The organism is Streptomyces sp. NPDC059010, assembly GCF_042740355.1.
GTDB lineage: Bacteria > Actinomycetota > Actinomycetes > Streptomycetales > Streptomycetaceae > Streptomyces.
Window position 1 is genome coordinate 1 of the sequence record NZ_JBHYJA010000088.1, and the last position, 17,420, is coordinate 17,420.

Here is a 17,420-nt window from a genome sequence, read left to right on the forward strand (position 1 = left end):
CACCCCCCAGGTCATCTGTTCGACAGGGGGGAACAGTCATTCCGGGCCCGGAGGCCAGCGGCCCTCTTGCAGGACCGCGGAAAACATAACGGGGGGGCGGCGGGTCGGGGCTTTGACCTCAAGTTTGATTGAGGTCCTAACGTCCCCCTCATGATTCTCGTGACCGGAGCGACCGGAAACATAGGCGGCGCCCTGCTGAAGGAACTCCATGGGATCGGCGCCGGTCCACTGCGAGGGCTCACCCGGGACGCCGCGCGGGCCGTGTTCCCGGAAGGGGTCGAGGCGGTCGAGGCCGACTTCGGCCCGACGGCTTCACGGAAGTCGGGTTCATTGAGGTCCGGTTCACTGAAGTCGGCGCTGGACGGGGTGAGTTCGCTGTTCCTGCTCTCGCGGCTCGGCCCGGACGCCGAGATCCTCGATGCCGCGCGGCAGGCAGGGGTGGACCATGTGGTGCTGGTGTCGTCCGTCACCGTACAGACGCATCCGCACCTGGGCCCGGCCGCGGAGAACCTGGCGGTCGAGCGCATGCTCCAGGACAGCGGCGGTCCGGCCTGGACGATCCTGCGGCCGACGCAGTTCGCATCGAACGCCCTGTGGTGGGCGGATGCGATCCGTGCGGGCGAGGCGGTCCGGGTGCCCTTCGCGGACGTCGGCCTGCCCACGATCCACCCCGCGGACATCGCCTCGGTGGCCCGGGTGGCACTCACCGAGCCGGGCCACCGGGGGCAGACGTACGCCCTGACCGGTCCGGAGCGGATCACGCCCCGGCAGCAGGTCGAGGTCATCGCGGACGTACTGGGCCGGAAGGTGCCGTTCGCCGAGATCAGCAGGGGCGAGGCCCACCGTGGCATGGCCGCCTTCCTGGGGGAGGAAGCCGCGGACGCGGTGCTCGATGTGACGGGCGGCGACGTGAACGACGAACTGCTCATGGTCCGCGACACGGTTCCCCGGATCGTCGGGGCCCCGGCCAGGACGTTCCGGCAGTGGGTCTCGGAACATGCCGCCCGCTTCGACTGACCCGCCCGCAAAGGCGATCAAGGCGATCAAGGCGATCAATCCGAGTGCGGCGCCGCCGTACCGCGTGGTACCCCACCGCCATGGACGATCTCGATACGCCCCGCCTCACACTCCATCCGATGAGCCCCACCGAGGCGGAACGGCTGGTGGCGGGCGAACCCGACAGCGATGCCCGGTGGGCGCCCGGATACCCCGCCGAAGGGGATGTGGCGGGAGCCCGGCGCTACCTGGGCGTCTGCGCGAGCACCGGCGACCCCCGGCCGTTCGGCACCTATGAGATCCGCCGCCGCAGCGACGCGCACGCGATCGGCGGCCTGGGCTTCCACGGCCCCGCCGACCACACGGGCAGCGTCACGATCGGCTACGGCCTGATCCCGTCGGCGCGAGGCAGGGGTTACGCCTCCGAGGCGCTACGCGCACTGCTCACATTCGCCCGCACCAGCGGCATCACCTGCGTCCGCGCGGACACGGACCACGACAACACCGCGTCCCAACACGTCCTGGCGGCCGTCGGCATGCAGCTGACCTCGGAGGACGAACGGCTGAAGTACTACGAGATCACCTGGACCGACGGAGACCGGTGCGGCCGGCCAGGTCGGCCTTCTCCAGCAGCGTGAAGGACTTGGGCACTCCGCCGGGTTGAGGCTTGCCCTCCTTGTGGCCGACGACGCGGTAGCCGGCGTCGCGGTAGTTGGTGGTGAGCGGTGCGTTGCCGGCCAGGCAGTCCAGGCGTACGCGGGTGCGGCCCGTCTCGGCCACCCGGTGTTCCGCGGCCGTCAGCAGCAGCCGACCCGTCCCTGGCGCGGCGACTTCCCGGTCCACCATGAGCCGGTGCACATAGCCGGCGACGGGCGGCTGCGGACCCCAGGCCGCCTCGTCGTCCCACCACAGCTCCCACGCACCCGCGATACGCCCGCCGTCCTCCGCGAGCCAGACCTCGCCGTGCGCCATGACCCGGCGGAAGTGGTCCTCGTCCAACTCCCCCGGCTGCCACTGCCCGGTGATGCCACGGGCCAGCATCCAGCGGGCCGCGCCGTCGCGGAGGCGGACGAGGCCCGCGAGATCGGCCTCGACGGCCGGGCGGACACGTAGATCATTCATCCCGCGATCCTCACACGCCGGTTCGTGACGTGTCCGCCGCCTCTGGGGCCCCTGCCGTGAGGTCCCCGTGGTGCTCCGACACGAACCGACGGATGTGCGGGACCGCCTCGCGCAGAGTGCCGAAGTGGCGGTGTACGCCTTCCACCGCGTCGTCGGCGTTCACGCCCCACACCGTCATCCCGGCGCGCAGCCCGGACCGCACCCCGGAGGGCGCGTCCTCGATGACCAGGCAGTCCCCCGGCGCGGCGCCGAGCCGGGCGGCGGCCCGCAGGTACGGCACGGGGGAGGGCTTGCCCTCCTCGACGGCGGCCGCGTCCACGATCACCTCCGGCACCGGCAGGCCCGTCCGCAGGAAACGGCCACGTACCCGGTGCTCGTAGTTCGAGGTCACCAACGCCCAGGCCGACGGCGGCAGGCTGTGCAGCAGCTCCGCCGCGCCGTCGAACGCCGCGTAGACGCCGGACCGTACGTCCTCGTCCTCCAGCGCGTGCAGCAGCGCCAGGCATTCCTCCGGATCGTGGCCCGCGGCGACCTGGGCGAACGTCTCCATCGGACGGGTCCGCAGGGCCACTTGATAAACCTCATCGGCATCCAGTCCGTACCGCTGCGCCCAAGTGGCCCAGACGCGGCGCTGGTTGCTCACCGCGTCGATCAAGGTGCCGTCGACATCGAACAGGACGTACTTAGGGCGGCCCGGCCGCGCAGGTTCAGGGGTCACGGATTGATCATGCCAGCCTGCTAATTCGATTGACCTGGCCACGGGAGAACGCTGCACTGTGGCGGGACACCACGGGTCACGGGTCGTGGTGCCGGTATCCCAGGGAGGCAGCGGCAGCGATGGAGATCCGTCCCACGACCGACGACGATCTCGACGTCTTCGTCGACACCCTCCATGCCGCGTTCGGGCGCTTCCCGGAAACGCCGACCAACGGCGGCGGGGTGTGGTGGGCGGCGCTCGAAATGGACCGCAGCCTGTTCGCCGTGACGGCGGACGGGCGGCCTGTCGGCACCGCCGGTGCGTACTCCTTCGAGCTCACCCTGCCCGGTGAGATCGTCGTCCCGGCCGCCGGAGTGAGCGTCGTCGGCGTCCTGCCCTCGCATCGACGCCAGGGCGTGCTGAGCGCGATGATGCGTCATCAGCTCACCGAGCTGCGGGCCCGAGGTGACTTCCTCTCCGTACTGCTGGCCTCGGAAGCCCTGATCTACCGCCGGTTCGGCTACGGACCGGCGACCTACACACAGCGGCTGACGGTGCCCCGCCACCGGGCCGCCCTCGCCGTCCCCAGGGCGAGTGGAACGGCCGCCACTCCGGTGCCGGGCTCGGACACGGGCTCGGACACGGACACGGGCTCGGGCTCGATCGAGCTGCTGCGGCGTGCCGACTGCGTCGAGATCCTGGAGGAGGTCTACGACCGCTACCGCCGCGCACAGCCCGGCGCGCTGTCCCGGCCGCACCGCTGGTGGACCCTGGGCGCGGGGCAGCCCCCGGTCTCGCCGGCGCCGCGCTACGTCGCCGTCCACCGTGACGCCGACGGCGTCCCCGACGGGTACGCCAGCTACTCGCTGGGCGAGGCCAACACCCTGACCGTCGACGAGACCATCGCCACCGACGACGCCGTCTTCACGGCCCTCGCCCGGTTCGTGCTCGGACACGACCTGGTCGGTGAGGTCGTCTTCAAGCACGTCCCGCCCGAGCACCCGCTGCGCTGGCAGCTCGCGGACTTCCGCGCCGGTCAGGTGAGCGAGGACACCGACTGGCTCTGGGTACGCCTGCTGGACATCCCGCGTGCGCTGACCGCGCGCAGCTGGTTCATGGACGGCGAGCTCGTCCTCGACGTCGACGACCCGTTCCTCGGCGAGCACGGCCGCTACCTGCTGACCGTCCGGGACGGCAAGGCCGACTGCGTCCCGACGGACCGTGCCCCCGATCTGTCCCTGGACGTGACCGACCTGGGCTCGGTCTACCTCGGCGGCACCGCCCCCAGCACCCTCGTACGCGCCGGCCACATCCGATCCCATCGCCCGGCCGCGGCCCCCCTCGCCGACGCCCTCTTCCGCGCCGACCGCGCCCCACACTGCCTGCACTGGTTCTGACCGAGCGCAGCCCGAGTGTGACGGGACCATGACCGTTCCTCACCAGTCGCCGTCATGGCTGCCGCGACTACGCCGAAGCCCTGCGGTCGGCCTTGAGGGCGTGCAGGAGGGCGGCGAGGCCTTGCGGGGCCGCGGTCAGGATGACCTCCGGGGTGTCGCTCTCGCGGAGGCGGATCGTTCCGTCGGGGGCGGTGGCGACGTAGACGCACTCGCCTTCGGGGCCTCCGCTGAAGGTCGACTTCTGCCAGTTCAGTTCATCCATCAAGGCCTCCTCAGAGCGTGTAGAGCACGTGCTGGATGAGGGCCAGCGAGTCCTTGACGGAGTGTGCTTCGGGGGCCAGCGATACGTCGATGGGGGCGAGGGCGTTCTCGGCCAGGTGCTGGAACATCTTCGTGTACCGGTCGAGGCCCGTTCTGTCGCCCAAGTACGTGAGGCCGACGGGCAGTTCGAGCAGCACGGTGCCCAGTTCGGGGACACCGGGGACGGCGTGCACGAAGTTGCCGCTGAAGGCCGGGTAGGTCTGGGCGGTGAACGGATAGATCTGGATGGTGACGTTGGGCAGGCGCGCCAGTTCGACGAGGTGCAGCAGCTGCTCGCGTACCACCTCGGTGCCGCCGAATCGCATGTGCAGAGCCGACTCGTGGATGACGGCATGCACGGAAGGCGGATTCTCGCGGGTCAGCACGCGCTGCCGTTCCAGGCGGAACTCCAGGGCACCTTCACTGCGTTCGAAGCCCAGACCGGGAGTGGCGAAGATGGCTCGGGCGTACTCGGCCGTCTGGAGCAGCCCCGGGATCAGCATGGACTGGTGCATACGGAGAGCTGTGCTATTCGCTTCCAGCTCGGCGGTGTTGAGCGCGTCCAGGCTGCGGCGCTTCTTGTGGGCGCTCCACCAGCCCTTGCCGGTTGCCTCGGACATGTCCACCAGGGCCTGTACATAGGCCTTGTCTGTACAACCGTAGAGGTCGCAGAGTTCGTGGAGACGCGGGGTCAGGATGGTTGTCTTGGCGGTTTCGATCTGGCTCAGCTGAACGCGTCCCATATTGATGTGCTCTGCCGCCTCGCCAGCTGTTAACCCTGCCCGCTCGCGCAGGTGTTTGAGCTCGTAGCCCAGTCGCCTCTGGCGCTCGCTGATGGTTGTGCGCAGTCCCACGTACTTCTCCTTGTCGACGGCGGTTGGGTTGTTAATGAAAAACCGACTTACCTACCGTGGGTGCGGGATCAGCTACGCACTGAAGCCGCTCAACCTTCCCCTGCCCACAAGCCGAAAGAGCACCCGTACGCGGGCGACGCCATCGCCGGGCGCGAGGCCCACGGGACCGAGGGGATCTGCCCTGGTCGGTGGCGATGCCGTACCTACCGTGATCGCGTTGCTTGTGCCCCGAGCACGCCCAGCCCACACTTGATGAGGAGGTGCCACCTTGACCGCTCTCGGCACCGTCACCGTTCTCACCGAACCTGAACCCGACAAGGCCGACTGGGTGGGAGTCCACCGCGTCCCCTACGGCACCGAAGTCACCATCCCCGAAGGCCCCGCCAAGGGCTTTGTGATCGGTGAGACGATCACGGGCCCGAAGCGGGGCTGAAGCGCGGCCGACCGGGTCTCAGAGCAGGTTCGGGCGGATCCTCCACGGGTGTGCGGGCAGCGTCTCCGTGCCGTCGGCGAGGACGCCGACCACCCGGTAGTACGAGATGGAGCCGAGCGGCTGGGTGGCGTCGTTGTAGGACTGGTAGTAGTCCGTCGTCGGGGCGACCGTGCCCAGCAGGTCGTAGCTCTGTGTCTCCGTGTTCCAGCGGCTCACCCGGTACTCGGTGATCCGGGCGCAGACGTCGCCGTCGCAGTGCCACTGGACCGGTCGGGCCGACTCGGAGACCGTCCAGCCGCCGCCACCCCACAGCGGGCCGCCCGCCTCGTAGTCCCGGCCGATCGGTTCGCCCGGGGCGATGTTCAGTTCCGTGGCGGTGACGGTGGCGGCGGACGGGTCGTTCGCGGAGAGTTCGTTGCCCCAGACGTCCTCGGCGATCACCGTGTAGACGTATGTCTCGCCGTCGGGGGTGTCGATGCAGAGCATGGCCAGCGGGTCCTCGTCGCTGTCCACGCAGTTGACCAGCCCCCCGCCCCACTTCACCGTGCCGTCCGCCTGCCGTACCCCGCGCAGGGCGCGGTAGGAGGCGATGTCGGTGTCGGCCGGGGTGTTCCAGCGCAGTTCCATGCCGTCGGCGCGGGGCGTGGCCGTCAGGCCGGTGAGGGGAAGCGGGGCGACGCGGTCGGCCGTGGTGACGGTGACCGGGTTGGAGGGGGCGGAGCGGTTGCCCTGCCAGTCGGTGAGGAAGACCTCGTAGGTGTAGGTGGTGTCGGGCTCGAACTCGTCGTCGGAGCACGTGAACGAGTACTCGTGCGCGACGGTGTCGAGTGACTCGTTCACCGAACAGTTCACGAACCCGGTGTCCACGTCAGGCCTGGTGCTCGAACGCAGCACGGTGAAGCGGGCGTCGTTGATGAGCTCGTCCGAGGTGGGGTTCTCCGGCGCGTTCCACGACAGGTACACCGTGGACGACGTCACCTCCGCCCGCAGGTTCTTCGGCGCGTCCGGGGGCGTCCGGTCGATGCCGTCGGACGAGACGGGCGCCGAGTACGCGCCGGCGTTCCCGGCCGCGTCCAGGGCCCGCACCACGTAGGTGTGCTGTGTCGTGTTGTGGCCCACGTCGTCGTGGATGAACGACGTGCCGGTGAGCTGCTTGACCAAAGTGAGGGAGCCGGTCGCCGGGTCCTTCTCGAACAGCTCGTAGGATGCCGCGCCCGGTACGGCGTCCCAGTCGAGCATCATGCCCCACAGGTCGCCGTGCGCGGTGAGCCCCGTGGGGGCGGCCGGGCCCGTGCGGTCGACCGTCGTCACGCCCTGATCGGCGGTGCCGGCCGACTCGTTGCCCGCCCTGTCGTAGGCGCGGACCTCGTAGTAGTACGTCTCACCGGTCGGCGGCGGAGTGTCCGCCCAGGAGGTGGAAGTGGTCGTCGCCAGCGGCTTGCTCGGATATGCGCCGCCCTTCAGGCGTCGGTAGACCCGGTAGCCCGCGAGATCCATCTCCTGGTTCTTCGCCCAGGTGAGCTTCGCCTTGCCGGTGACGGAGTCGTACGACACCGAAGTCCCGGTCGGGACAAGCGGCTTGACCGTGTCGACCGTCGTCGAAGTCCTCGGCGTGCAGCCGAACTTGACCTTGGCGCTGCCCGTCCAGTTGACGTAGTCCACGCGCAGGGTGTGCTTGCCGGTGGGGATGGTGACGTTGACGGTCTTCGCGACGGTCGTGGAGGTGTTCTTCCAGAGGTCGATCTTCCGGGCGCCGTCGACGTAGACGCGGATGCCGTCCAGGCCGGAGGCGGTCAGGGCGAAGGGGCCGCCGGAGCCGAAGTCGCGTGTCACCGTCCAGCGGACGCCGAAGTTGTCGCGTGGCAGGCCGGTCGCGGGGGCGGACGTGCTCCAGTCCTGGTCGATCGTGGTGTCGCAGTCCGTCTTCTTCGGGGTGCCGGAGAAGGTGGTGTTCGCGAAGAACTGGCGCTTGAAAACGGGGGAGTTGCAGGTGGTCGCGGCCGAGGCGGGCGCGGTGACCGCCGTGAGCAGGCCGCCCGCGGTGGCGAGTACCACCGCGGTGGCCGTGGCGGTACGGCTCGTCAGGATCATGCTGGCCTTCACGGTTCGAGGATCATGTGGTCGGCGCCGGGCAGGGACTGGGTGCCGTCGGCGTAGTGGGCGGTCACCCAGTAGTGATGGGTGGTGCCCTTCGCCGCGGTGGTGTCGTAGTACCAGCGGTCGGTGGTGGTCGTCAGCAGCTCGTACTGCTTGCTGACCGGGTTCCAGCGGTGGACGTCGTAGCCGCTCGCCGAGTCGAGCTCGTTCCAGGAGAGGTGGACGCGGGCGTCGTCCAGGTCCCACTTGGTCGCCGTCACGGTGAGCGGTGAGCCCTCCGGGGTGGCGACGGTCGGGGTCAGGTCCAGCTCGTCCACGACGACCACGTCGGCGCTGCCGGTCGACTTGAAGCTGGAGTTGCCCGCCTTGTCGCGGGCGTCGACGAAGTAGCAGAGCTGGTCGCCGTCGGGGAGCGTGACGTCGCGGTAGGCGCTGGTGGCGTAGGACAGGTACTCCCGCTCCGAGGCGGAGCACACCTGCTCGTCACCGGGGTCGCCGAGCAGGGTGCCCTTGTAGACGACGTACCGGTACAGGTCGTCCTCGGTGTTGTCGGCCCAGTCCAGCTCGATGCCGTACTCCGTCGCCTTGGCCGCGAGGCCCGTGACGGGGGCCGGGGCCTTGTCCGAGGTGAGCGTGGTGACCGTCGCGGTGTCGGAGAGGGGGGAGAGGTGCGGCCACTGCACGGACTGCACCGCGTAGTGGTACGTCGTGCCCTCCTCGGCGGAGAAGTCGCCGCAGCTGTAGCGGCGGGACCCGTCGGCGAGGGTGGTGAAGGTGGTCGTGCACGGCACCGACTGGGCCGTCGACGTGCTCACCGGCAGCGTCCTCGACCGGTAGACGCGGAACTCGGTGTACGGGGCGTCCTCCGGCTTCATCGTCCAGGCCAGGTTCGCGCTGCCGATGCCCGCCGTCGCCGTGAGCTCGCGGGGCGCGGCCAGCGGGCGGGTCACGGTCAGGCTCTCCGTGTACGGCGAGAGGTGGCCGGAGCCGTCCACCGCGGCCACCCGGTACTTGGAGGGCGTGGCCCGCGCGATCGTGTCGTCGCCGTGGCCGACGCCCATGACGTCCCAGGACTTGGTGACGCCGTCGTAGTCGGTCCGCTCCACCCGGTACTTCGCCGCGCCGGCGACCGGCCGCCAGCTCAGTTCGGCGCCGGTCGCGGTGGCGGACGCGCTGTAGCCGGCCGGGGTCTTCAGCACGATGGAGGTGACCATCTGGTCGGCGGTGCCGGTGGACTCGTTGCCCGCCCTGTCGTAGGCGCGGACCTCGTAGTAGTAGGCGTCGCCGGTGGCCGGCGGGGTGTCGGTGTGCGAGACCGCCGTGGTCGTGGCGACCTTGGTCCAGCTGGTGCTGCCCCGCAGACGCCGGTAGACGCGGTAGCCGGCGAGGTCCATCTCCTGGTTCTTCGTCCAGCTCAGCTTCGCCTTGTTGGTCGCGGTGTCGTACGACAGCAGCGGGTCCAGGGGCGTGAGCGGCTTGACCTTGTCGACGGTGGCCGTGGTGCGGGGGGTGTAGGCGAAGGAGACGTTGGCGTTGCCGGTCCAGTTGACGTAGTCGATCCGCAGGGTGTGCTTGCCCTTGGGGATCGTGAGGTTGAGCGTCTTCTTCGCCGTCGTCGAGACGTTTTTCCAGACATCTATCTTGCGGACGCCGTCGAGGTAGACGCGGATGCCGTCCTGGGCGGCGGCGGTCAGGGCGAAGGGGCCGCCGGATCCGAAGTCGCGGGTCACGGTCCAGCGGACGCCGAAGTTGTTCGTCGGCAGTCCGGAGGCGGGGGCGTTGGCGCCCCAGTTCTCGCTGATCGTGGAGTCGCAGTCGGTCTTCTTCGGGGTGCCGGAGAAGGTGGTGTTCGCGAAGAACTGCCGCTTGTAGACCGGGGACGCGCAGCTCACGGCCGCCGACGCCGGGGCGGCGACGGCCGTGAGGAGGCCGCCGGACGTGGCGAGCACGACCGCCGTGGCGGTCAGATTCAGACAGGGCTTCATCGGATCACGCTCCGCTCGGCAGGGACACGCTGGAGTCCACGTTGCTGAAGGACTCGGAGCCGTCGGCCGCGACGACCGAGAGCACGTAGTAGACGGTCGTACCGGTGGGGATCGTAGTGTCGGTGTAGCTGGTGGCGGTCGGCGCCAGCGGTACGTCCGTCACCCGCGCGTAGGTGCTCGTCGCGCGGTCCCAGCGGTACACGTTGATCCCGGCGGCCTCCTTGGCCACCGAGTCGGCGCACTCGATGTACATGCCGCCGTGGTCGCCGAGGGTCGTGTAGGCGGCCAGGGAGCAGGGCGCGGTGTCCTCGGGGACGGTCGTCGGCCGCAGGTCGAGCTCGGTGGTGGTGACCCGGGAGACGGGCCGGTCCCAGTAGGCGCCCGTCCATTCGGCGTAGTTGCCGTAGATGTCGGCCGGGACGACGACATAGTCCTTGGACTCACCGTCCGCCACGGACGGGCCGACGACGAACTCGGAGGTGCCGGCGGGCACGGTGCCCAGGTACTCCGGGGTGCAGCACGACCGGTACTCCCAGACCTCGTAGTGGTCCAGGTCGGCCGCCGTGCTGTCCGCCCAGTCCAGCTTGACGCCGTACTCCAGCGGCTCGGCGGTCAGGCCGGTCACCGGCGGGGGCGGGACCTCGTCGCCGGGCCGGGTGACGGTCATCTCGGCGGAGCCGGTGGACCAACGGCCCGCCGTGTTCTGCCGGATCATCACGTAGTGGTACGTGGTGCCCTGGTCGCCGTCGTAGTCGGTGCAGCTGCGGACCGTGTTGCCGGCCGCGTCCGTGCTCTTCTTCCGGCTGCGGCAGTCGGTGAGGTTGTCGTTGGTCTGCGCCACCGGCGAGGTCGTGGAGCGGTAGACCTCGTAGTCGGCGGTGTCACCGCCGGCCGGCTCGGTCCAGGTGAACACCACGCCCCAACTCGGCACCGTCGCCGTCACGTTCTGCGGCGGGGTGATGGTCCGGGCGGTGCGTACGACGTTGGAGGCCGCCGCGTTCTTGGCCGCGTCGATCGCGCTGACCTTGTAGTCGTAGTCGCGGCGGTAGGCGGCCGAGGTGTCCGTGTAGGTGGTGGCCGTGGCGGCCGGGATGTCGGCGAGCGCGGTGTACGTGGTCTCCGTGGCCGTCTTGCGGAAGACCCGGTAGGCGACCGCGTCCGCGGAGGCCGTCCAGGAGAGGTTGTTGGAGGCTTCCACGCTCTCGGCGGTCAGGACCGGCGCGGCGGGCGCGGTGCGGTCGGGGGTCTCGACCGGGCCCGCGTCGGCGGTGCCGGTGGACTCGTTGCCCGCCTTGTCGTAGGCGCGGACCTCGTAGTAGTACGACTTCCCCGTCGCCGGCGTCCGGTCGTCGACGCTCGTGCCGGTGGTCGTGGCCACCCGGGTCCAGGCGCTCGTGCCCTGCACACGCCGGTAGACGCGATAGCCGGCGAGGTCCATCTCCTTGTTCTTCGCCCAGGAGAGCCTGGCGATCGGGAGGTTCTCCGCGTCGGGCTGGGTGTCGTCCCAGGTGAGGCCGGCCGGGGCGAGGGGGGCGACCTTGTCGACGGTCGCCGAAGTCCGCGGGGCGTACGAGAACTTGACGTTGGCGTTGCCGGTCCAGTTGACGTAGTCGATCCGCAGGGTGTGCTTGCCCTTGGGGATGGTGAGGTTGACGGTCTTGCTCACCGTCGACGAGACGTTTTTCCAGACATCTGTCTTGCGGACGCCGTCGAGGTAGACGCGGATGCCGTCCTGGGCGGCGGCGGTCAGGGCGAAGGGGCCGCCGGAGCCGAAGTCGCGGGTCACGGTCCAGCGGACGCCGAAGTTGTTCGTCGGCAGTCCGGAGGCGGGGGCGTTGGCGCCCCAGCTCTCGCTGATCGTCGTGTCGCAGTCCGTCTTCTTCGGGGTGCCGGAGAAGGCCGTGTTCGCGAAGAACTGGCGCTTGTAGACCGGCGAGTTGCAGGTCGTCGCGGCGACGGAGGGCGCGGCGACGGCGGTGAGCAGGCCACCTGCGGTGGCGAGCACGACAGCGGCGGCGGCCGCGCTGGTCGTGCGTCTGGCTGGGTTCATGGATTCCTCGGACGTGATCGTCGTTGGCCGGGGAAAGACTGGCGACGATCACGACTCGTGGAGTGGCCCATGGGTTGTACGCGCTTTCCCGTGACTTTCGCACGGTCGCGGGACGGTCGTACACATGGCTGAGTTTGTTCGATCCTCTGGTCGAGTGCGGGACGGCGGAGCGAACCCGCTCATGATCACCACTCGGGAGGAATGGCACGGCTTGTACTGATCTTGGTCGTCCGTTCGTTCAAGGTTTGATGAAGAGGATGTAATGGGCGTTTGGAGGGGGTCCGTCATGTCTTTACATGGACAGCGGAGCGTGGTGTTGCGCACTCGTTAAGTAGTTCTTCTTGACGCTGGGGGGCGACGGCGCGTTGGCTTTTCAGTCATCTGGGCGCAATGAAGCGCCCGAGTCCCGAAGGCATCAGAAGTGAGCTCCTCTATGCGTCCCATGCGCCCCACGCGTCGTATCGCCACCGCCGTGGCCGCCGCATCCACGATGACCCTCTCGCTGGCCGCGTGCGGGGCGCTGGGGGTCAGCGGGGACAGCTCCGAGGCGAGCCCCACCAAGGGCAACGACGTCACCGTGGGGCTGCTGCTGCCGGAGACGGCGAACACGCGCTACGACAAGTTCGACTACCCCATCATCCGGAACAAGGTGATGGAGCTCACCAACAAGCAGGGCAAGGTCGACTACCTGAACGCGGACGCGAGCGCGTCCAAGCAGGCGGAGCAGCTGCAGCAGATGATCGACGACCAGGTCGACGTGATCCTGCTGGACGCGGTCGACGCGCACGCGATCGCCGAGGGCGTGCAGAAGGCCAAGGACGCCGGGATTCCGGTCATCGCCTACGACCGCCTCGCCGAGGGGCCGATCGACGCGTACGTCTCCTTCGACAACGAACTGGTCGGCGAGGTCCAGGCCCGCAGCCTCCTGGAGGCCATGGGGGAGGTCGACTCCTCCGACAAGATCGTCATGATGAACGGCTCGCCCACCGACCCGAACGCCAAGCAGTTCAAGGCGGGCGCCCTCTCCGAGCTCAGCGGCACGGTGGACATCGCCAAGTCGTACGACACCAAGGACTGGAAGCCGGAGAACGCGCAGGCCAACATGGCCCAGGCGATCAAGTCGATCGGTGTGAACAACCTCAAGGGCGTCTACGCCGCCAACGACGGCATGGCAGGCGGCATCATCAAGGCCCTGGAGGCCGCGGGCGTGACCAGCCTGCCGCCGATCACGGGGCAGGACGCCGAACTGGACGCCGTCCAGCGGATCGTGTCCGGCGAGCAGTTCATGAGCGTGTACAAGTCGTACCCGCAGGAGGCCGAGAGCGCCGCGCAGATGGCCGTCGCCAAGGTCCAGGGCAAGGACATCCAGTTCGACTCCCTCACCCAGGACCAGGTCGACAGCCCGACCGCCAAGAACATCCCGGCCCTGCTGGTCCCCGTGGTCGCCCTGACCCGGAAGAACATCGAGGAGACGGTCGTCGCCGACGGGATCTACGAGGTGGGCGACATCTGCACGGCCAAGTACAAGGCGGGCTGCTCGGCCATCGGGCTCAACAAGTAGCGGCGCCGGGGGCTGCCGGGGGCCTTCCGGCAGCGCCGGTGGCGATGGCGGTGCCGTTGCCGGTGTGGACGGCGACGGCTTTGCGAGTGCGTTCGATCGACCGTATGGCGGGGCGGCGTTGAAGTCGTCCCGCCGCTTGCCATCGGTGGCGTCGCCGCCCTCCGTACATACCCGGCGTTCGCGAGTGTGACGGTGCGGTCCGATGGTGGTCCGTGGTGGTCCCCGCCCGTCCCCTCAATCCCCTCGAACATCCCGTGCCGTGCGGCGGCCGACGTGTATGCGTCAAATCCCTGCGCGACGCCCCGACGGCGAGTGCGGCGTGACAGCGTGATCGTCGGCTGATTCCGGGTGGCGTGCGCGGGCGGCCGGGGCTTTGCTGCGTACGGCGCAAAGGCCGGCGCGGCACCATCAGGTTGTTGCAACTCGATGGGCGGAGGGCCGGAAATAGCGGGGCGTACCGGTGGTTTTCGGCGCTCGTCCGCGCTGGAGCCGTGTTGCGGAGCACGGCCGGTCCGCGCATAGTTGCGCTGCGGAAGCGCGAGCCGAGCCCGAAGGGCTGTGCATGGTGGGCCCCTCGACCAGGGCCACGCCCTGCCGGGGCGTCCCGGTGACGGTGCCGGCACCGCGCTCCAGCAGCGGGCGAGCCGGCGAGAGGCAAGAACCGGGGGTGGATGGGCGATGGCCGGGCACGGGACGGAGGAGCATCCACACGGTGCCGACCGACTGTGCGAGGCCGGGGATCGCGTGTATTCCCGGGCCGTACGACGTGGCCGTGTGCCCCGCCGGGACGCGGAGCCGGTGCCCTGTCTGCTGGAGCTGGCCCTGCTGCACCCCGACCCCGACGACATGGACTGGCTGGTGCCGACCTCCCCGCAGGAGGTCATGACACGGCTGCTGCGCGGTGTGTACGACGAGGTCAGCACGAGCCAGCGGCGGGTGGGCTCGGCGGTGGCGGCGTTCGAGTGGTACGCCGGTCTGGGGCCCATGTCGGCGCAGGCGTCCGGCGCGGAGGGCGCGGCGATCCGGGTGCTGGACGGTGCCTCCCGCATCCAGGGCGCCCTGGACGCGGCGACCGAGGCGTGCACGACCGAGGTGCTGACCGTGCAGCCCGGTGGCATCCGCCCCGAGCACGAGCTGACCGAGGGACTGCACCGGGCGATGGCGCTGCGCGGGCGGGGCGTGCGGATGCGGGACCTGTACACGCATGTGGCCCGGCACGGCCAGGGTCTGCTCAACTACCTTGAGCTGATGGGCGATTCGGTCGAGGCCCGCACGCTGGACGAGGTGATCGACCGGCTGATCCTCTTCGACCGCACGGTCGCCTTCATCCCCGCGAACGCCGACCGCACGATGGCGCTGGAGCTGCGGCATCCGGCCCTGGTGCACTACCTGCTGACTGTGTTCGAGCGGCTGTGGCGGCTGGCCATCCCGCTGACGGCGTCCCTCCCCGACACCGGCATCGAGGGCATCTCCCATCGCGAACAGTCCATCGCCGCGCTGCTCGCCGAGGGGCACCAGGACGCGGTGATCGCGGAACGGCTCGGGATAAGCGTCCGCACCTGCCGGGCGCACATCGCGCGGCTGTCGGAGACGCTGGGCGCGGCGAGCCGTACGCAACTCGGCGTCCGGATCGCCCAGGTGGGCCTGGACCGGCCGCGGGCGGCGTCGTCGGAGGCCGCGGTGATCAGCGTTGCGGGGGTGCCGGGGATACCGGGACCTCCGAGGGGTCCGGCCGGAGCCTCTGGTCGAGAATCCCCGACCGGCCTATGAGATAGCCGAGTTGGGCCCGGCTCTCACTGCCCCCGGCCCAGGGATTCGGCGAGCCGGGCCGGAGGCTTGGTACCGGAGTGGGGCTGGACGGCCAGGAGTTCCCTGGAGGCGTTGGCCATGGCGTCGGCGATGGCCAGGTCGATCCGGTCGAAGCCGCTCAGCAGGGTGATCCCGGAGGGGCCCGTCGGCGGGGTCGCTCCGGCGTCGAGCGCCAGGAGGGGTCCGAACGCCTCGGTCAGCCGCGTCTCGGCCCGGCGCCGCCGGGCGATGTCCTCGGCGATGCCGCTCAGCAGCCTCGGCAGGGCCAGGGCGGGAGGCAGCGGGCGCAGGGCACCCGGGTCGTCGTGCGCTCACGCGTGGTTCTCTTCTCCTGCCGACCGCTGATCCTGGTCCAGAATCCCCGACTGGGCTATGAGGTAGCCGAGTTGGGCCCGGCTTCCGCTGCCCAGCGCGGTGGCCAGCTTGGCTATGTGCGCCCGGCAGGTCCGCACGTTCATGCCCAGGCGGCGCGCTATCGCCTCGTCGACGTGGCCCTCGACGAGGAGCTTGGCGATGGAGTGCTGGATGTCGGTGATGCCGTCGGGGGCGGTCTCGTAGGGGGCGCCGGCGCTCAGCGGCACGGCACGGCTCCACATGAACTCGAACACCTTGATCAGGTACTGGACGAGGCCGGGGTGGCGCAGTTCCAGGGCGACCTGTCGATCGTCGCGTATGGGGATGAAGGCGACGGCCTCGTCGCAGATGATCAGCCGCTCGACCAGTTCGTCGATGGTGCGGTACTCCACCTTCCCATCGGCGAATCGGTCCATGTACGCCAGCCGTTCGGGGCTGTATCGGGCCGTGTGCTGGTAGAGCGTCCGGATCCGGACGCCCCGTTCGGTCATGGTCCGGTCGCGTTCCAGCCCTTCGATGAGCCGGCGCTCGGGGTGACGGGCGCTGGGCTGGATCGTGAGCATCTCGTTCCGGCACTGACCGGTGGCCAGGTCGAGAGCCGCGTTAATGCGGTCGAGGCCCTCCAGTACCGTGATCGAGTGAGTGGGCGCCGTGCCCTGGGCACTGAGGGCCATGAACGGCTCGAAGGCCTCCGCCAGCTCGATCGAGGTCTGCCTCCGCGCGACGATCTCACGTTCGATCGGATTGAGCCGCTGGGCCAGGGCCACCGAGGGGGACACGGGGCGCAGCCAGTTCGCGTCGTCAGGATCGGGGTGCAGGAGCGCGAACTCCATCAGACAAGGAGCGGACTCCGCCTCGGCTCGGGCGATACGTCCCGTGCGCAGGGCGTTCGCGTAGAGACGCCCTCCCTCATCACACAGTTCGGTGATGGCATGGGGATGTGCCGTCTTAGTCCGATTTGTTGTCAAATCTCCACCCCCCAGGGTCCTGAACATGCAGGAACATGATGCACCGATTGTGTGGCCATGAAGTGCCTGAATGAGCCATCGTCTTATCCGACGGGGGAAGAGGGGACCTTCAAGTGAGGACGAAGCCGACTATGAGGAAGAGAATGCTTCGCTCGGTGCTTGTCGCCGCCTTCTCCGCCGTTGTGGCCTTCGGAGCGCTGAGTGGCCTCTCTGCTGAGGAGGGTGACGTCCGGGCGGACAGTGTCTGGTCTATTGCGGGCACTACGAATGCTGCTGGCATGGGTGAGACCTCTCCCGCACCAGAAGACAGTGTTTGGTCCTGACATGACTACACCACCTGACGACCGTTCCTTCCGCCGCGAAATGGCCACCGCATACCGCTCGGGCTGGCACTTCATCGACCTTGTCACCGCGCTCCCCCACCCCGGTGACTCACTGATGGTGACCGTCTTCGGCGAGCCGGTCGTCGTCACGCGGGACGACGAGGAGGACGTACGGGCGTACCGGTGTCTGCGGCGGCCTCGGGGGGCGCCGCAGCCTGTGCGGTGTGCCATCCGGTACGGAATGATCTTCGTCAACCTCGATCAGCGCGACCACCGACTGGTGGAGCCGGAGGCCCCGGCCCCAAGGACTATCTCAGCCACCCCCCGCAGTGCCTGACGCGATTCCCCCGTCGTAACAGATCGCTCAGGTGCTTCCCCCCGCAGCGGGGGGGGCCGCGCGCGCCGGCGCGCGGGCGGGCGGCGGGGGGGTGGGGGGGGGTCCGCGCGCTGTGCTGGGTTGTATGGGGGGGGCGC

Annotated in this window: 15 protein-coding genes; 7 read left to right on the plus strand and 8 right to left on the minus strand. The window is 69.5% G+C overall.

Annotated elements, in window-relative coordinates; all coding sequences use genetic code 11:
- The first annotated feature begins 150 nt into the window (after nt 1-150).
- The gene (locus ACFWYS_RS45770) at nt 151-1,017 is read left to right on the plus strand and encodes an NAD(P)H-binding protein (protein ID WP_384782828.1); all 867 of its coding nucleotides are present in this window, start codon (nt 151-153) and stop codon (nt 1,015-1,017) included.
- An 80-nt stretch (nt 1,018-1,097) separates the two neighbouring features.
- Complete coding sequence (locus ACFWYS_RS45775) at nt 1,098-1,634, plus strand: GNAT family N-acetyltransferase (RefSeq protein ID WP_384782829.1); 537 nt, start codon at nt 1,098-1,100, stop codon at nt 1,632-1,634.
- Here the strand turns inward: ACFWYS_RS45775 and ACFWYS_RS45780 are convergent.
- Nucleotides 1,576-2,118: a GNAT family N-acetyltransferase gene (locus ACFWYS_RS45780; protein WP_384782833.1), complete on the minus strand. Its 543-nt coding sequence runs from the start codon at nt 2,116-2,118 to the stop codon at nt 1,576-1,578. The genes ACFWYS_RS45775 and ACFWYS_RS45780 overlap by 59 nt on opposite strands.
- Before the next feature lie 10 nt (nt 2,119-2,128).
- Nucleotides 2,129-2,836, minus strand: coding sequence for an HAD-IA family hydrolase (locus tag ACFWYS_RS45785; protein WP_384782836.1), 708 nt, complete (start codon nt 2,834-2,836; stop codon nt 2,129-2,131).
- Nucleotides 2,837-2,955: 119 nt separating this feature from the next.
- On the opposite strand from ACFWYS_RS45785, the gene ACFWYS_RS45790 reads away from it, so the two are divergent.
- Nucleotides 2,956-4,212 carry a GNAT family N-acetyltransferase gene (locus ACFWYS_RS45790; protein ID WP_384782839.1) on the plus strand — a complete coding sequence of 419 codons (1,257 nt, stop codon included), beginning with the start codon at nt 2,956-2,958 and terminating at the stop codon, nt 4,210-4,212.
- Between the two features lie 67 nt (nt 4,213-4,279).
- Here the strand turns inward: ACFWYS_RS45790 and ACFWYS_RS45795 are convergent, their stop codons facing one another.
- Nucleotides 4,280-4,474 (minus strand): DUF397 domain-containing protein, encoded by a 195-nt coding sequence (locus ACFWYS_RS45795; RefSeq protein WP_384782842.1) that lies wholly within the window; start codon nt 4,472-4,474, stop codon nt 4,280-4,282.
- A 10-nt stretch (nt 4,475-4,484) separates the two neighbouring features.
- Complete coding sequence (locus tag ACFWYS_RS45800) at nt 4,485-5,366, minus strand: helix-turn-helix domain-containing protein (protein WP_384782845.1); 882 nt, start codon at nt 5,364-5,366, stop codon at nt 4,485-4,487.
- A gap of 268 nt (nt 5,367-5,634) precedes the next feature.
- Between ACFWYS_RS45800 and ACFWYS_RS45805 the strand changes: the two genes are divergently transcribed.
- Nucleotides 5,635-5,799 (plus strand): hypothetical protein, encoded by a 165-nt coding sequence (locus tag ACFWYS_RS45805; protein ID WP_384782848.1) that lies wholly within the window; start codon nt 5,635-5,637, stop codon nt 5,797-5,799.
- 18 nt (nt 5,800-5,817) lie between these two features.
- Here ACFWYS_RS45805 and ACFWYS_RS45810 read toward each other — a convergent pair whose 3' ends face one another.
- Genes ACFWYS_RS45810 through ACFWYS_RS45820 form a run of 3 tightly spaced genes read right to left on the minus strand, consistent with a single transcriptional unit; the run spans nt 5,818 to nt 11,931 of the window.
- Nucleotides 5,818-7,902 carry a PA14 domain-containing protein gene (locus ACFWYS_RS45810; protein ID WP_384782851.1) on the minus strand — a complete coding sequence of 695 codons (2,085 nt, stop codon included), beginning with the start codon at nt 7,900-7,902 and terminating at the stop codon, nt 5,818-5,820.
- Nucleotides 7,899-9,881 carry a PA14 domain-containing protein gene (locus ACFWYS_RS45815; protein ID WP_384782854.1) on the minus strand — a complete coding sequence of 661 codons (1,983 nt, stop codon included), beginning with the start codon at nt 9,879-9,881 and terminating at the stop codon, nt 7,899-7,901. Before ACFWYS_RS45815 ends, ACFWYS_RS45810 begins: the two co-directional genes overlap by 4 nt.
- Before the next feature lie 4 nt (nt 9,882-9,885).
- Nucleotides 9,886-11,931 carry a PA14 domain-containing protein gene (locus tag ACFWYS_RS45820; RefSeq protein WP_384782857.1) on the minus strand — a complete coding sequence of 682 codons (2,046 nt, stop codon included), beginning with the start codon at nt 11,929-11,931 and terminating at the stop codon, nt 9,886-9,888.
- Nucleotides 11,932-12,364: 433 nt separating this feature from the next.
- Here ACFWYS_RS45820 and ACFWYS_RS45825 point away from each other — a divergent pair, with 433 nt between their 5' ends.
- Entirely contained in the window at nt 12,365-13,492 is a 1,128-nt protein-coding gene (locus ACFWYS_RS45825) for a sugar ABC transporter substrate-binding protein (protein ID WP_384782861.1), read from the plus strand.
- A 678-nt stretch (nt 13,493-14,170) separates the two neighbouring features.
- Nucleotides 14,171-15,262, plus strand: a complete 1,092-nt coding sequence (locus ACFWYS_RS45830; RefSeq protein ID WP_384782864.1) for a LuxR C-terminal-related transcriptional regulator — start codon at nt 14,171-14,173, stop codon at nt 15,260-15,262.
- Nucleotides 15,263-15,612: 350 nt separating this feature from the next.
- Here ACFWYS_RS45830 and ACFWYS_RS45835 read toward each other — a convergent pair whose 3' ends face one another.
- Complete coding sequence (locus tag ACFWYS_RS45835; protein WP_384782867.1) at nt 15,613-16,650, minus strand: helix-turn-helix transcriptional regulator; 1,038 nt, start codon at nt 16,648-16,650, stop codon at nt 15,613-15,615.
- A 297-nt stretch (nt 16,651-16,947) separates the two neighbouring features.
- Between ACFWYS_RS45835 and ACFWYS_RS45840 the strand changes: the two genes are divergently transcribed.
- Nucleotides 16,948-17,283: a hypothetical protein gene (locus tag ACFWYS_RS45840; protein WP_272114635.1), complete on the plus strand. Its 336-nt coding sequence runs from the start codon at nt 16,948-16,950 to the stop codon at nt 17,281-17,283.
- Nucleotides 17,284-17,420: the final 137 nt, after the last annotated feature.

Excerpts from the sequence above, each read along its gene's own strand:
- ACFWYS_RS45795 (WP_384782842.1), bottom strand. The coding sequence starts at position 4,474 with ATGGATGAACTGAACTGGCAGAAGTCGACCTTCAGCGGAGGCCCCGAA.
- ACFWYS_RS45790 (WP_384782839.1), top strand. The coding sequence starts at position 2,956 with ATGGAGATCCGTCCCACGACCGACGACGATCTCGACGTCTTCGTCGAC.
- ACFWYS_RS45835 (WP_384782867.1), bottom strand. The coding sequence starts at position 16,650 with ATGTTCAGGACCCTGGGGGGTGGAGATTTGACAACAAATCGGACTAAG.
- ACFWYS_RS45770 (WP_384782828.1), top strand. The coding sequence starts at position 151 with ATGATTCTCGTGACCGGAGCGACCGGAAACATAGGCGGCGCCCTGCTG.
- ACFWYS_RS45840 (WP_272114635.1), top strand. The coding sequence starts at position 16,948 with ATGACTACACCACCTGACGACCGTTCCTTCCGCCGCGAAATGGCCACC.
- ACFWYS_RS45780 (WP_384782833.1), bottom strand. The coding sequence starts at position 2,118 with ATGAATGATCTACGTGTCCGCCCGGCCGTCGAGGCCGATCTCGCGGGC.
- ACFWYS_RS45825 (WP_384782861.1), top strand. The coding sequence starts at position 12,365 with ATGCGTCCCATGCGCCCCACGCGTCGTATCGCCACCGCCGTGGCCGCC.
- ACFWYS_RS45830 (WP_384782864.1), top strand. The coding sequence starts at position 14,171 with ATGGCCGGGCACGGGACGGAGGAGCATCCACACGGTGCCGACCGACTG.
- ACFWYS_RS45775 (WP_384782829.1), top strand. The coding sequence starts at position 1,098 with ATGGACGATCTCGATACGCCCCGCCTCACACTCCATCCGATGAGCCCC.
- ACFWYS_RS45820 (WP_384782857.1), bottom strand. The coding sequence starts at position 11,931 with ATGAACCCAGCCAGACGCACGACCAGCGCGGCCGCCGCCGCTGTCGTG.
- ACFWYS_RS45815 (WP_384782854.1), bottom strand. The coding sequence starts at position 9,881 with ATGAAGCCCTGTCTGAATCTGACCGCCACGGCGGTCGTGCTCGCCACG.